Here is a 13,259-nt window from a genome sequence, read left to right on the forward strand (position 1 = left end):
CCCCGGCACCGCAGGCCCGGACGCTCCCGCCCCGGGCGGGACCGGCCGTCCCGGGACGTGGTCGGAGCACCCCCGGAAACTGTGTAGACTTACCGACGTTGCTGATCGCACCATAGTGCGGCAGCGCGCCGCCTTAGCTCAGATGGCCAGAGCAACGCACTCGTAATGCGTAGGTCTCGGGTTCGAATCCCGAAGGCGGCTCCATTAGAAGCCAGGTCGGACTCTGTCTGGCCTGGCCTTTCTCTTGCCGGTGATCCCGTTGTGGCCTGCGCCGGTGCTGTGCTCCGTGCCACGGAAACCAAGGGGTGCGCGAGGGGAGGGCATCAGCGCAGCGCGGGTGCAAAGGGGGTGCGCGCGGGGGGACCAGTCGCTCACCTCCAACGCGGCCTTGTTCCGGGCCAGTTCCCTCTCCAGCCGTTCCATCTGACGGCGCAGCTTCTCGTTCTTGGGCGCGGCGTCATATTCGGCCACGATCCGCACCTCGTACTCGGGACTGAAGGAACGGCGCTTCGGCCTGGGGGGCGGATCGGACTCGGCGGGGTGGTGCTGGTCATGAGGGGGTGGTTCTTCGCTCGGGCGCGGTGGAACTCTCCGCCACTGTCACTTCAGACGCCGAGCAGGCAGAGGACGTCACAGCCACCTCTCACGGGCATCACGCGGCCTCGACCCGAACCATGACCATGCGGCCAGGCTGTCTGTGATCAGCGTTGGTCCGTCTCGGCCGCCGGATCCGAGCGACGGCGGTGCGCTGTCGCATCAGGTCAAATCCTGATCACGCGGACTGTAGATCCGCACAGCATCAGCAGATCCTCGGAGCCGGAGGTCAGAACGGTGACGGGGGAGGCAGACGCAAGCGCGGTGGCGGCCACGATGGCGTCCAGCGCGTACTTGTGCCCGTGCAAACCCGCTACGGCGAGGAGTTTGCTCGCGTGGCGGGTGATCGTTTCGATGGGCGGGACGATGTTGACCCGTGAGACGGCATAGTCGAAACGAGCCTGGTTGACTTTGGGATCGCGGGCTTCGACCAGCGTGACCGAGCTGGTGACGACGCGGATGTCCTCTGCCTCAGCCGCAGCCAGCCACTCGATCAGCTCTGGGGTGCGGCGTACGAGTTTGGACAGCCCCTCGCAGTCCAGGACGAGCGTCCCGCTCACTCGGCGTCCGCCAGGTCGGCCTTCTCACCGCGCAGGATCGCTCGCTTCGCCTCGACCGCTGCCTGGTCGACCGGACCGTGCTCGGCCTCTGCATCCTCGATGAGCTCGCGCAGCCGCTCCCGCTCCAGTTGCCGTTGGATAAGCCCTTCGACGTACGCGGACATGCCGCGTTTGCCGGTGCGCGCCTTGAGCGCCGCGATCGTGCCTTCGTGGAGGGAGACGGATACTGGTCGGATGGGGCCTCCTGTGAGGCGGAAGGTATCCGCACTCGTCCGTTTGCCGCATCACCTTCCACCCCGACCTGTACCACCGCCTGTTGCAGCCGATGGCGAGCGGGTTCTTCGGCCGGCGGCCGGAGCGTTCGGCGATCGGGCCGATGGCCCCGCTCCTGCTCGCCGTCGGCGGCGCCGGGGCGCGTTGGACGGCCTACCGCAACGGGATGGACGCCCTGGCGAGGGCGCTGGCCGACCGGATGGACGTGGTCACCGGCACCACGGCCGTCGCCGTCAAGCCGGGCCCCGCACGGTGCGTCTCGACCTGGCGGACGGCTCGACGGTGACGGCGCGGTGCGCGGTGCCGGCGTTGCCGGCGCCCGTGGCGCTCACGTTGCACGCCGATCTGCCGGACAACGAGCACCCGTATCTGTCGGCCGGGATCGCCGTCCGGCGTGTCCTCACCGCCGACGAGCGGTGAGGCGGCTGCGGCGGGGCTGTGCGCAGCACGCCGGCGCACGCCGGTGCCGGAGGCGGCCGGACGCGCCGGCGGGGCACCCGGCGTGGGTCACACGACGCCGCTCTCCCACCACCACGATCCGGAGCCGTAGGAGGGGTACTGGACGCGGCTGTCGACGTGCTGCCACGAGTGCGTGTACGCCTCCAGGCCGGAGAAGCCGCAGGTCTCGGCGATCTTGTAGGTCTGCAGGGTGCTGTAGCCGGACACCACGATGTCGGCGGCGACGCCGTAGCAGTGCATGCTGTTGGAGGCGCCCCCGACCGAGGCGTTGTACGCGGTGCTGCGGAAACCGGAGTTGATGGTGATCGCGCTGCCGCCGGCCTTCTTCCGCACCGCCTCCAGCTTGTACATCAGGCGGCGCACGTTCTCCTTGACCGTGGCGGAACCGACCTTGCCGCCGCTGAATCCGGAGCCGTCGTGGGAGTAGAACTCGCTCCAGTCGAAGTGGGCGGTCGAACCGTCGCTGCTCTCCAGGCCGTTGAGCACGCTCTGGGTCTGCGGGCCGACGACGCCGTCCGCGGTCAGGCCGTAGGCGGACTGGAAGCGTCTGACCGCGGTGTCCGTGGCCGGGCCGAAGTCGCCGTCCCAGGCGATGTACGTCTTCTGCGCACTGGACGCCGCCCAGCCGCCGACGCGAATCTGCAACTCGACCACGTCCGAGCCGGAAACGCCTTGCTGCAGGGTGCGGCTCCAGCCGTAGGCGGAGGCCCTGCCCGCCGACCCTACGGTGGCCGCGGTGGCCAGGCCGAGCGCGGCCGTCACCCCTGCCGCGCCCCGGAGCAGGGCGCGGCGGTCGATGCCTCGGGCGGGGGGTCGTGACGAGTTCATGGAATTCTCCTCTTCTGGCTGTGGAGTGCCGGAAGGGTCGGCTGCTGCACGTGCTCGTCGAACGTGTGCTGAGCGCCCGGGACGGGACCGGGGTCCGGTCCGGGCGGTCGGGGCCCCGTCTTCACGCGGGGGAGGAGGGGCGCGTGAAACATCAACTCCTGTGGGACCGGGACGGGTTGACGCGCGTAAACCGTAAGGGAGGAGTTGGCATGTCCGCAACGCTTCGGTGCGCCGATGGCGGCCGGCCACCGCGCCGGCGGCGCGGCGGGGAGGAGGGACGGACTACCGGCCGGACGGGAGCTGCCGTGCTGACGCCATGCGCTGCCGGACGGCCTCGTACGTGAACAGGGCGGCCGACACCGCGACGTTGAGCGAGTCCACCTGGCCGAACATCGGGATCTTCGCCTTGGTGTGGCCGCCCCTGAGCCACCGGTCCGACAGGCCGTACTTCTCGCTGCCGACGACGATCGCCGTGGGCCCGGTCATGTCGACGTCCGCCATCAGGGCATCCGTGTCGGGGGTGGTGGCGACGACGTTCACCGAGTGCTCGGCCAGCCAGTCCATGACCTGGTCGGAGTCGGCCGAGGCGATGGGCACGGCGAAGACCGTGCCCTTGCTGGCCCGGATCACATTGGGGTTGCCCCAGTCGGTCACAGGGTTGGCCGAGATGACGGCGGTCACTCCGGCGGCGTCCGCGGTGCGCAGCACCGAGCCCAGGTTGCCGGGCTTCTCGACGCTCTCGCAGACGACGAAGAGCGCGTGGTTGTCGACCTCGATGCGGGAGAGACCGGTCTCGATGTCCGGTACGACGGCCAGCCAGCCGTCCGGGCCCTCGCGGTAGGCCGCCTTGTCGAACGCCTGCCGGCCGAGACTGAAGAGGGCCGCTCCGCGCTCCGCCGCGCGGGCCACGACGTCGCGCGGGTCCGATCCGCCGGTCAGGGCGGGGCAGAAATACAGCTCGCGGGGGCGGACGCCGGCCCGCAGGGCGAGATCGAGTTCCTCGTACCCCTCCACGAGGGTCACTCCGGAATTCTGCCTGTTCCGTCGGCGGCGGAGGGCGGCGAGTTCCTTCACATGAGGATTGCTCGGGCTTGAGATTTCCTTGGGCGGACCAACCCGCGGGATGGACGGCATCGGCGGTGGGAATCACGGTGCCTTTCGGGCTCCGATCCTCCGCCCCCTTTCTCTTGTTTCTCCTGTGCACTGCGCGCGGTCGTTCGCCAGGGTACCCGACCTGTTGGGTCGCCGCTTCGTCATGGTCAACGGGCGGTCGGCGCGGGGAGGTTGCGTATGGCCCGGCCGCCGTGCGGGCGGTGGGGGAAACGGGTGCGGGCGGCGCAGGGAGGGCGTGCGGCCACCGCATCGGAGTGATCCGCGCACCGGTTCCCGGGGAATTCGGCGAAATCTTTTCCGACGCGCGCCCGGCCGTGCGTGAATTCCTTGCGGCGCCCATCGCGTATGGCCACGGAGGGGTGGGTCCCTCGGTATTCGAGGATGGGGAATGCGGGACGTTCCGTTCTTTTCCCGAGCGCGGCGCGCGGGGCCCGGAGGGCAGCGGGGGCCCGCGCGGGGGGCGGCGCAGCGGTGGCGCAGCGGTGGCGCGGGCCCGCTCGGTTCCGAAAAATCATCGGGTGCGCGGAGAACCGGAGGCCGCCAGGCGTCCTCTTGGTGAACGGCTAGCATCGCGTGCACTGTCGTCGGCCGGGAAAGGGTGGTGTCGTGTCGCAGGCGCAGCAGGGGGCGGGGCCCCGGATCGCCGTCGCCGTCGTGACGATGGGCAACCGGCCCGCGGAGGTCGACGCCCTCCTCACGTCCGTGGCCAAACAGGACCTCGCGCCCGACCGCATCGTCATCGTCGGCAACGGCTGCCCCCTGCCGGAGTTCGCCCGGCGCCTCGGCCTTCCCGGTGAGGTCACCCGTATCGAGGTGGACGAGAACCTCGGCTGCCCCGGCGGCCGCAACGTGGCCCTCGCCAGGCTGCGCGAATTCGGGGACGTCGACGTCGTGGTCGAACTCGACGACGACGGGCTGCTCGTCGACGCCGACGTGCTGCGACGCGTCCGGGATCTGTACGCCGCGGATCCGCGGCTCGGCATCGTCGGGTTCCGCATCGCCGACGAGCACGGTGAGACCCAGCGGCGGCACGTGCCGCGGGTCGGGGCGGCCGATCCGATGCGCGGCGGACCGGTCACCGGCTTCCTCGGCGGCGGGCACGCGCTGTCGACGGCGATGCTCGCCGAGACCGGGGACTGGCCCGCCGAGTTCTTCTTCGCGCACGAGGAGACGGATCTCGCGTGGCGGGCCGTGGACGCCGGCTGGACCATCCTCTACGCGCCCGAACTGCTGCTCCAGCACCCGAAGACCTCGCCCGCCCGGCACGCCATCTACCACCGGGTCACGGCGCGCAACCGCGTATGGCTCGTGCGGCGGCGGCTGCCCCTTCCGCTCATCCCGGTGCACCTGGGGGTGTGGATCGCCGTGACCCTCCTGCGGACGCGGTCGGCGGGCGGGCTGAAGGCGTGGTTCGGCGGGTTCGTGGAGGGGCTGCGGACGCCGGGCGGCGAGCGCCGGCCCATGCGCTGGCGCACGGTGTGGCGGCTGACCAGGCTCGGCAGGCCACCGGTCCTCTAGCGCCCCAACAGGCAACGTTCGCCTGCCGGGGCACTGGCCCCGAGGGCCCCCGCGGTCCACGAGCAGTCGCCGGCCGCCGAGCAGTCGCCCCGTCCGCGAGAAGCCCGGGAACGACGAAGGACCCGGTCGTTCACATCAGGTCAGGCGGTCGACGCGCTCATGGACGCGCCGTGGGGCGGGACGCCGCCGACCGGTTCCCGGACCCCGGACCCCGGCCCCGGCCCCGGCCCCGCACAGGGACCCACTCGGCGTCCGCATGCGCTACTTCGCGTCCGCGTAGCACTCCACCACGGCCGTCGAGAACGGGATCCGCACCGGCGTCTCACCGAACGTCAGCCGCATCGCCAGGTCGGACGCCTCCCGGATCGCCGCGACCACCGTGTCCGCCTCCTCGGCCGGACAGTGCACGATCACCTCGTCGTGCTGGAAGAAGACGAGTTCGGCGGCGAGGTCCGCGCAGGCGCGGCGCAGGGCGGCGAGCAGCAGCAGGGCCCAGTCGGCGGCGCTGCCCTGCACGACGAAGTTGCGTGCGAAGCGGCCGCGGGCGCGCCCGGCCGGGCCCGCCGGGTCGTCCTCCTGCGGGATGCCGGCCTCCTCCGTCGCGTCCCGCGCGGCTTCGGCGGCCGGCGGTGACGTGCGCCCGAGCCAGGTCCGCACCAGCCGGCCCTCCTCGCCCGCGCGGGCCGCGTCGTCGACGTACGCGACGGCCCGGGGGAAGCGGCGGCGCAGCGCGGCGAGGTTCTTGAGGCCGTCGCCGGACGTCTGGCCGTAGATCGCGCCGAGCACGGCGAGCTTGGCCTGGGCGCGGTCGCCGGAGAACGCCCGGTCCGACACCGACTGGTAGAGGTCGTCCTCGCGGCCCGCGACCTCCATGAAGGCGGGGTCGCGCGAGATCGCGGCCAGCACGCGCGGCTCCATCTGGGCGGCGTCGGCCACCACCAGCCGCCAGCCGGGGTCGGCGACGGCGGCGCGCCGGACGACCTTGGGGATCTGCAGGGCGCCGCCGCCGTTGGTGACCCAGCGGCCGGTGACCGTGCCGCCCGGCAGGTACTCGGGCCGGAAGCGGCCGTCGCGCACCCAGTCCTGGAGCCAGGACCAGCCGTGGGCGACCCAGATGCGGTACAGCCTCTTGTACTCCAGCAGGGGCTTCACCGCGGGGTGGTCGACGGACTCGATCTCCCGGCGGCGGGTGGAGCGCACCCGGATCCCTGCCTGCGCGAAGGCCTTGACGACATCGGCCGGCAGGTCGGGCCGGACCCGGCGGCCGAAGGCGGCCGACACCTCGTCGGCCAGGTCGGCCAGCCGCCGGGGCTCGCCGCCGCCCGCGTACCGCTCGCCGAGCAGGTCGTGCAGCAGTGCGCGGTGGACGTCCGCGCTCCACGGCAGCCCCGACCGGTTCATCTCGGAGGCCACCAGCATCCCGGCCGACTCGGCGGCGGTGAGCAGCCGCATGCGCCCGGGGTGCGCGGTGGCGTCGTGCCGGCGCTGCTGTTCGGCGTACACCTCGACCAGGTCCTCCAGGGGGACCCGGAGGGGGCTCGGCTCGAAGAGGGAGGACTGGGCGCCGGGTTCGGCGGAGCGCGGCGGGGGATCCGGGGGGACGGGGCCGCCGCGCAGCCGGGCCAGCGCGGCGGCCGCCGACCGGGGTTCGCCGAGGCGGCCCTCGTGGCCGAGGAGGAGGGTCTCGGCGGCCTCGACGTCGTAGCACCGGTCGACTCGCACCCCCGCGGTGAGCAGACGCGGCTGGACGTCGGCGGTGGACCGCCACACCCATCGGGTGACCCCGGGCCGGGCCCGCACGGCCTCGACGAGATCCCCCTCCCTGACCACGGGCCCGGCGAGCATCCCGTCCGGGCCGAGGGCGGCGACCTCCGCGCCGCCGTCCCCGGCCGGAGCGAGAGCCCAGCGCCCGGTCATGCGGCGAGTGTGCCAGGGGGCACTGACAACGGGCCCTGACGTGGCACTTCGGACCGGACCGGCCGTCTCAGTCCTGCTGTTTGCGGTCCTTGAGGGCCTTGGTGATCCCGGCCAGTTCCCTCAGGACGTGCTCCTCGGTCGTCGTCTTGTCGAGGCCGAGGCCGGTGAGCAGGCCCTCGCCGTTCTCCAGTTCGAGCAGGGCGAGGAGGATGTGCTCGGTGCCGATGTAGTTGTGGCCCAGGCGGAGGGCCTCGCGGAAGGTGAGTTCGAGGGCCTTCTTCGCTGCGGCGGTGTAGGGGACGAGTGCCGGGATCTCCTCGGCCGGGCCGGGCAGCGCGGCGGTCGCCGCCTCGCGCACCGCGGCGAGGGAGACGCCCTGCGCGACGATCGCCTGGGCCGCGAGGGCCTCGGGCTCGGCGAGCAGCCCCAGGACGAGGTGCTCGGGGACGGTCTGCGCGTTGCCGGCGGCCTTCGCTGCGTCGTGCGCGGCCATGATCGCGTTCCGAGCGCGGGGGGTGTAGCGGCTGAACCCCTGGGTGGGGTCGAGGTCGGCGGACTCCTTGGGCACGAAGCGCTTCTGGGCCGCCTGCCGGGTCACGCCCATGCTCCGGCCGATCTCGGTCCAGGACGCGCCCGAGCGCCGGGCCTGGTCCACGAAGTGGCCGATCAGATGGTCCGCCACGTCGTCGAGGTGCTCCGCGGCGATCACCGCGTCCTGGAGCTGGTCGAGCGCATCGGTGTGCACCTTCTTGATGGCTTCGATGAGGTCGTCGAGACGCACGTTCGCTGTGGGGTTGGACTTCTCCGTCATGTGTCAACGATAGGTTGACACCCTCGCTTGCGTCAACCCGAGGTTGACAAGAGGGGTCCTGTGCGGACCGGGGCGCCGAACGGATTCCGGCGGCTGAGACGACGGCGGGCCACGGCGCGCCCCGTGTCACGATCGAGCGTGTGAGTACGACGACCACGGTGGACCGCGCCTTGCGGACCTCCCTCTACGACGACACCGACGCGGCCCTGGACACCGGTGCCTCGCTGCTCGCCGCCGACCCCGCGGCCGACGGCGAACTGGCCCGGCGCGGGGAGCAGTTCGTCGCCGCGGCCTGGCGGCGCGGCTGGCAGCCCGCCGACCTGGTACGCATCGTGCGCCGCGAACTCGACGACCTCCACGTCCGGCTCGTGTCGGCGCTGATCCTCAGGGAGACGGGGGAGCGGCCGTCCCCCGGCCCGCGCTGGGCGGCCCAGCTCCGGGAGCTGGACCCGCAACCCCCGCGCGCCGCCGACCGTTTCTCGCACGCCACCGCCGTCCTGGAGCTGTACCGGCTGCTGCTGCGCCTGCCCGCGCTCGAACCCCTCGACGCGCCCCGGCGGTCAGCCGGCCCGCGGCAGCCGGAGTCCCGCACACTCACCCGCATCCGCGCCCTGCTCGCCAAGGCGGAGGCCACCGGATATCCGGAGGAGGCGGAGGCCCTCAGCGCCAAGGCGCAGGAGCTGATGGCGCGGCACAGCGTCGACGAGGCGCTGCTCGCGGCCCGCACGCAGGCCCAGGACGCGCCCGGCGCCTGCCGTCTCGGCGTGGAGCCGCCGTACGAGACGGCCAAGGCGGTGCTCCTGGACGCGGTGGCGGCCGCCAACCGCTGCCGGGCCGTGTGGCACGAGGCGCTCGGGTTCTCCACGGTCATCGGCTTCGAGGCCGACCTGGAGGCCGTCGAACTCCTCTACGCCTCGCTGCTCGTGCAGGCCACCGCCGCGATGACGACGGCGGAGGCGGCGCAGCGCAAGGGCGGCCGCAGGCGTACGAAGACGTTCCGGCAGTCCTTCCTGGCCGCGTACGCGCACCGGATCGGCGACCGGCTGCGGGCCGCCGCCGAGGGGCAGACGGCCGGGAGCGAGGGCGGGCTGCTGCCGGTGCTGGCGGCCCGGGAGGTGGCCGTCGCGGACCGCATGGAGCGGATGTTCCCGGACACGGTCACCACCCGCCTGCGCGGCGCCGGCGACGTGGCCGGATGGGAGCAGGGGGCAGCGGCCGCCGACCGGGCGCAGGTCGCGGGGCGGCCCCGGCTCCCCTGAGCGCCCGGCGCCGGCCGCGGCCGGGCGCCTGGTGTGACGGCCGGGGGCACGGTGTGACGGCCGGGGGCACGGTGGGTGCGCCGAGGTCAGTCGCCCGCGACCTGGATCGGGCTCACCGAGGCGTCGGGCGTGTCCGGGCCCTTCAGCGCCACCTCGCCGTACGACCACGGATGGCTGCCCGGCCCGTCGGCGCCGGGGACCGTGATCTTCAGGGTCTTCACCGCGGCGCTGAGCCGGCCGCCGGTGCTGCCGCGGACGTAGGTGATGGTGAAGGCCGCCGTCTCGTCCTTGTGCAGCGTCACCTTCACCGGTCTCGCGCCCTTCTCCTCGGGGACCTTCCAGCCGGCGTCGCCGCTGCGCAGTTCGATCCCGGGAAAGCCCTCGAAGGTGCACGCCCCGGTGCCGCGGTTGGTGAGGGTGACGGGGACGTTGCCGGTGTCGCCGGCCGTGGTGGCGGCGTTGCCGGGGCCGACCTCGACGGCGATCGGGCAGCCGGCGGCCTTCTTGCCGTCGTCGCCGCTCTCGCCGCCGCAGGCGGTCAGGGCGAGGGCCGCGACGAGGACGGTGACGGCGAGGGGGACGGGCAGAGCGCGCATGGGGGTCCTTCGATTCGATGACGGTGCTCATGGATCATCACGCAGACGGACGGCGGGGCGTTGCGCGGCCTCCCGCACCGCACACCCCCCGGCGGTGAAGCGCGCCGTTCGCCCCGTATGCCTCCCGTACGCTGACGGAATGGGCTGGCAGCGGGCGCTGAAGGAGGCCGCGCGCTCGGGGCTGAGGATCGAGCGGAAGCGACTGGAGCCGCTGGTCGCGTTGCGCGGCGCGGCGGGACTCGCGCTGGTGATCGCGGTGAGCCTGTGGCTGTTCGGGCCCGCCGTCGCGGCCGGCTCGGCGTTCGGCGCGTTCCAGGCGGCGATCGCCACCTTCCAGCGCAGCTGGCGCCCGCGCCCGGAGCTGGCCCTGGTCTCCGGTACGAGCCTCGCCGTCTCCACGTTCCTCGGCTACCTCACCGTCTCCCGTCCGCCGCTGTTCCTGGCCGTCCTGGTCGTCTGGACCTTCGTGGCCGGGCTGAGCTGGGCCGCGGGCCCCACGACCGGCATCATCGCGTCCTCGAACGTGGCGATGATGCTGGTGACGGTCACCCTGCCGACGTCCCTCGCCCAGGCGGCGGCCCACGGCACGATGATGATCGCGGGGGGTGCGGTGCAGGCCGCGCTGGTCGCGGTCTTTCCGGTACGGCGCTGGGGCGCCCATCGTGACGCGCTCGCCGACGCGCTGGCCGCCGAGGCCGGCTACGCGCGCCGGCTGCGGCACGACCCGGTCGTGCCGTTCGACCCGCTGCCCCTGATGGAGGCGCGCGACGCGGCCGCCGTCACCGCGCGCCAGGCCCGCCGCCGCCCCGCCCAGCTCCACGGCGCCCGCGGCCTCGCGGAACGCATCCGCCCGGTCCTCGCCTCGCTCGCCGACCCGGCCATGGGCGTCCCGCGCGAGGGGCGGGAACGCGAGCGGGTCCGTGAACTCCTCGGCGCGGCGGCCGACATCCTCGACGCCGCCGCCCGCGCCATCCGCCACGGCATCCCGGCCGCCCTGCCGCCGGCCGCCGTCGCCGCCCTCAGGACGCCGGACACGGGGGCGATCCTGACGGGGCCGGCGTACCGGGCGGCGGACCGGCTGCGGACCCTGCTCCAGGACGTGCTGGAGACGGCCGGGGGTGTGGGGGACGAGCGGGTGGTCGTGGCCGGGGGTGTGGGGGACGAGCGGGTGGTCGTGGCCGGGGGTGTGGGGGACGAGCGGGCGGTCGTGGCCGGGGGTGTGGGGGACGAGCGGGTGGCCGTGGCCGGGGGTGCGGGGGACGGCCGGGCGGTCGTGGCCGGAGGTGTTCGGCGTCGGTACCTGCACCGCCCCTCCCTGCTCCGCCTGCTCCCCACCGCGCTGCGCGCCATGCGCGACGAACTGCGGCCGGGCTCCCCGATCGCACGGCACGCGGTCCGCGTCTGCGCGGTCGCCGCCGTGGGGTACCTGCTCGGGGCCGCGCTGCCCCTGGGCCACGGCTACTGGGTGCCGCTGACCGCGGTGATGATCATGCGGCCCGACTTCTCCCAGACCTACAGCCGCGCCGTCGCCCGACTGTGCGGCACCCTCGTCGGCGTGGCCTTCGCCACCGGCGTCGTCCGGCTGGCCGGTCCCGGCCCGGTCCTCTCCGGCGCCCTCGCCGTGCTGTCCGCGGCCCTCATGTACCTGGTCATGCGCACCGGGCAGATGGCCGCCCAGGCGTGCCTCGCCGCATACGTCGTCTTCCTGCTCGGCATGGCCGGCGAGCAGTGGACCCAGACCGTCCCCGACCGGGTCCTGCTCACCCTGGCCGGCGGCCTGCTCGCCATGCTCGCGTACGCCGTCTACCCGGCCTGGGAGACCCCGCGGCTGCGCAACCGCCTCGCCGACTGGCTGGCCGCGCAGGGCGGATACGCCGCCGCCGTCCTGCACCGCTACGCCGAACCCTCCGGCGGGAACGCCCCCGATGTGCGCGAGGCCCTGCTGACCGCCCGCGCCGCCCGGGCCGCCTGGCACACGGCGGTGGCCCGGGCCGGCGACGAGCCGGTGCGCCACCGCGGTCTGTCACGGACCGCCGCCGACGAGGCGGAGGACGCGCTCGCCGGGACGGGGCGGGCCGCCATGCTTCTGGAGGCGCATCTGCCGGAGCAGGGCGCCGTACCCGTGCCGCCCGCCGCCCGGTTCGCCGCCGCCCTGCGCACCGCGACCGCGCGGGGCGCGAAGGCCGTACGGGAAGGCCGTCCGCCGTCGTGGGACCTTGTGCGTGACTCGCTTCAGGCGTGGGACGAGGAGGAGGCCGAGGACGGTGACGGCGTCCCGGGCGGGGTCGTCCGCCGCGGCGCCGGCCTGATCCTGGACACCCTGGAGGACCTCACCGAGGCCCTCGGCACGGCCGTCCCGCCCATGGCCGCCGGCACGAGGGCCCGGAAGCCGGGGAGCTGAACGCGGGGCGGGGCGTCAGGAGCCCAGGCTCGCCGTCGGCAGGCCGCTCGGCAGCGTGCCGCCCTCGGACTTCGTGTACGTCTCCGTGCCGATGCTGCCGCCCTGCCACGTCACCTTCATGGTCGTGGAGTTCACGGAGTCGACCATGCCGGTGCCGCGGTCCTTGCTGCCGTCCGTGCACTTGAGGTGGATCATCTGCATGCCCGCCTCCTCGCCCGCGGTCCCGCTGCACACGGTGCCGCCCGTCGCGAAGAGCCCGGCCTGCCTGCCGTTGATCACCAGGGCCACGGCCTTGCCGCCGGTCGTGGCCAGCCAGCTGCCCTCCAGCTTGCCGGGCTTGCCGCTGGGGGTTGCGGAGCCGCCGCCGGTGTCCGGCGCGGACGCGCTCGGCGTCGAGGAGTCGCCGTGTGCGGAGCCGTCGCTTCCGGAGTCGCTGCTGCAGCCGGTGAGCACGAGCGCGGCCGCGAGACCCGAGGCCGCGAGCGCGACGCGTGGCTGCAGACGCGTGACATGGGTCGCCGAAGTCACTGGTGTCTCCCAACGGTGCCGTGGATATGGGGTCGCGCGAACGATCGCAGGAACGATCGCAGCAAGCTACCAGGAGGGTGGGGGGACTCCGGGGAGGCGGCCCGCGTGCGGTTGCTCACGTGGGCGCCGATGGCGGCCCTTCCGTGAAAACCGGCCGGCACGTGGAGTTTGGAACACAAACGGCGTGGAACGCGTCTCTCTCTAGTACGTGAAGGATTCGGACCCGGACGACCGGCACAGGTGATGGCGCGGAAGTTCGTGGACGGGGGCTGGAGAACGCGTGTGATGCGGACTCTGGGGCAGACGCTTGACCGTGTGTAGTCAGGCAGAGGCCAGACTGTAGTCAAGGGACCGTAAAAGCTGTAACCGCAGGAACACCCCCCGTGCACGTGCATCTGCCCA

The 13,259-nt window shown here is 73.4% G+C and carries 12 protein-coding genes and 1 tRNA gene; 5 read left to right on the top strand and 8 right to left on the bottom strand.

The features are described 5' to 3' along the window. Nucleotides 1-127: 127 nt before the first annotated feature. A tRNA-Thr gene (locus ACZ79I_RS22110) sits at nt 128-204 on the top strand. A gap of 557 nt (nt 205-761) precedes the next feature. Here ACZ79I_RS22110 and ACZ79I_RS22115 read toward each other — a convergent pair. After that, a complete protein-coding gene (locus tag ACZ79I_RS22115) occupies nt 762-1,154 on the bottom strand; it encodes a type II toxin-antitoxin system VapC family toxin (RefSeq protein ID WP_471499216.1) in 393 nt (130 codons plus the stop codon). Then, entirely contained in the window at nt 1,151-1,318 is a 168-nt protein-coding gene (locus tag ACZ79I_RS22120) for a hypothetical protein (protein ID WP_471499217.1), read from the bottom strand. Before ACZ79I_RS22120 ends, ACZ79I_RS22115 begins: the two co-directional genes overlap by 4 nt. Nucleotides 1,319-1,470: 152 nt before the next feature. Between ACZ79I_RS22120 and ACZ79I_RS22125 the strand changes: the two genes are divergently transcribed. Beyond that, a complete protein-coding gene (locus ACZ79I_RS22125) occupies nt 1,471-1,713 on the top strand; it encodes a hypothetical protein (RefSeq protein WP_471499218.1) in 243 nt (80 codons plus the stop codon). Nucleotides 1,714-1,934: 221 nt separating this feature from the next. Here ACZ79I_RS22125 and ACZ79I_RS22130 read toward each other — a convergent pair whose 3' ends face one another. Beyond that, nucleotides 1,935-2,714 carry a D-Ala-D-Ala carboxypeptidase family metallohydrolase gene (locus ACZ79I_RS22130; protein ID WP_471499219.1) on the bottom strand — a complete coding sequence of 260 codons (780 nt, stop codon included), beginning with the start codon at nt 2,712-2,714 and terminating at the stop codon, nt 1,935-1,937. Between the two features lie 282 nt (nt 2,715-2,996). Next, nucleotides 2,997-3,848: a TrmH family RNA methyltransferase gene (locus ACZ79I_RS22135; RefSeq protein ID WP_471499220.1), complete on the bottom strand. Its 852-nt coding sequence runs from the start codon at nt 3,846-3,848 to the stop codon at nt 2,997-2,999. 585 nt (nt 3,849-4,433) lie between these two features. On the opposite strand from ACZ79I_RS22135, the gene ACZ79I_RS22140 reads away from it, so the two are divergent. Continuing rightward, nucleotides 4,434-5,345 carry a glycosyltransferase family 2 protein gene (locus tag ACZ79I_RS22140; protein ID WP_471499221.1) on the top strand — a complete coding sequence of 304 codons (912 nt, stop codon included), beginning with the start codon at nt 4,434-4,436 and terminating at the stop codon, nt 5,343-5,345. A 261-nt stretch (nt 5,346-5,606) separates the two neighbouring features. On the opposite strand, the gene ACZ79I_RS22145 is transcribed toward ACZ79I_RS22140, so the two are convergent. Then, the gene (locus tag ACZ79I_RS22145) at nt 5,607-7,262 is read right to left on the bottom strand and encodes a bifunctional 3'-5' exonuclease/DNA polymerase (RefSeq protein ID WP_471499222.1); all 1,656 of its coding nucleotides are present in this window, start codon (nt 7,260-7,262) and stop codon (nt 5,607-5,609) included. Nucleotides 7,263-7,329: 67 nt separating this feature from the next. Then, a complete protein-coding gene (locus ACZ79I_RS22150) occupies nt 7,330-8,073 on the bottom strand; it encodes a Clp protease N-terminal domain-containing protein (protein WP_471499223.1) in 744 nt (247 codons plus the stop codon). Nucleotides 8,074-8,213: 140 nt separating this feature from the next. Between ACZ79I_RS22150 and ACZ79I_RS22155 the strand changes: the two genes are divergently transcribed. Further along, entirely contained in the window at nt 8,214-9,332 is a 1,119-nt protein-coding gene (locus tag ACZ79I_RS22155) for a DUF2786 domain-containing protein (protein WP_471499224.1), read from the top strand. Nucleotides 9,333-9,418: 86 nt separating this feature from the next. Here ACZ79I_RS22155 and ACZ79I_RS22160 read toward each other — a convergent pair whose 3' ends face one another. Then, nucleotides 9,419-9,928, bottom strand: coding sequence for a DUF4232 domain-containing protein (locus tag ACZ79I_RS22160; RefSeq protein WP_471499225.1), 510 nt, complete (start codon nt 9,926-9,928; stop codon nt 9,419-9,421). A 139-nt stretch (nt 9,929-10,067) separates the two neighbouring features. On the opposite strand from ACZ79I_RS22160, the gene ACZ79I_RS22165 reads away from it, so the two are divergent. Further along, a complete protein-coding gene (locus tag ACZ79I_RS22165) occupies nt 10,068-12,329 on the top strand; it encodes an FUSC family protein (protein WP_471499226.1) in 2,262 nt (753 codons plus the stop codon). Nucleotides 12,330-12,344: 15 nt separating this feature from the next. On the opposite strand, the gene ACZ79I_RS22170 is transcribed toward ACZ79I_RS22165, so the two are convergent. Continuing rightward, the gene (locus ACZ79I_RS22170) at nt 12,345-12,857 is read right to left on the bottom strand and encodes a hypothetical protein (RefSeq protein ID WP_471499227.1); all 513 of its coding nucleotides are present in this window, start codon (nt 12,855-12,857) and stop codon (nt 12,345-12,347) included. Between the last annotated feature and the right edge of the window lie 402 nt (nt 12,858-13,259).

Source organism: Streptomyces sp. PSU-S4-23 (assembly GCF_055632315.1).

Excerpts from the sequence above, each read along its gene's own strand:
- ACZ79I_RS22120 (WP_471499217.1), bottom strand. The coding sequence starts at position 1,318 with ATGTCCGCGTACGTCGAAGGGCTTATCCAACGGCAACTGGAGCGGGAG.
- ACZ79I_RS22130 (WP_471499219.1), bottom strand. The coding sequence starts at position 2,714 with ATGAACTCGTCACGACCCCCCGCCCGAGGCATCGACCGCCGCGCCCTG.
- ACZ79I_RS22135 (WP_471499220.1), bottom strand. The coding sequence starts at position 3,848 with ATGCCGTCCATCCCGCGGGTTGGTCCGCCCAAGGAAATCTCAAGCCCG.
- ACZ79I_RS22145 (WP_471499222.1), bottom strand. The coding sequence starts at position 7,262 with ATGACCGGGCGCTGGGCTCTCGCTCCGGCCGGGGACGGCGGCGCGGAG.
- ACZ79I_RS22150 (WP_471499223.1), bottom strand. The coding sequence starts at position 8,073 with ATGACGGAGAAGTCCAACCCCACAGCGAACGTGCGTCTCGACGACCTC.
- ACZ79I_RS22160 (WP_471499225.1), bottom strand. The coding sequence starts at position 9,928 with ATGCGCGCTCTGCCCGTCCCCCTCGCCGTCACCGTCCTCGTCGCGGCC.
- ACZ79I_RS22165 (WP_471499226.1), top strand. The coding sequence starts at position 10,068 with ATGGGCTGGCAGCGGGCGCTGAAGGAGGCCGCGCGCTCGGGGCTGAGG.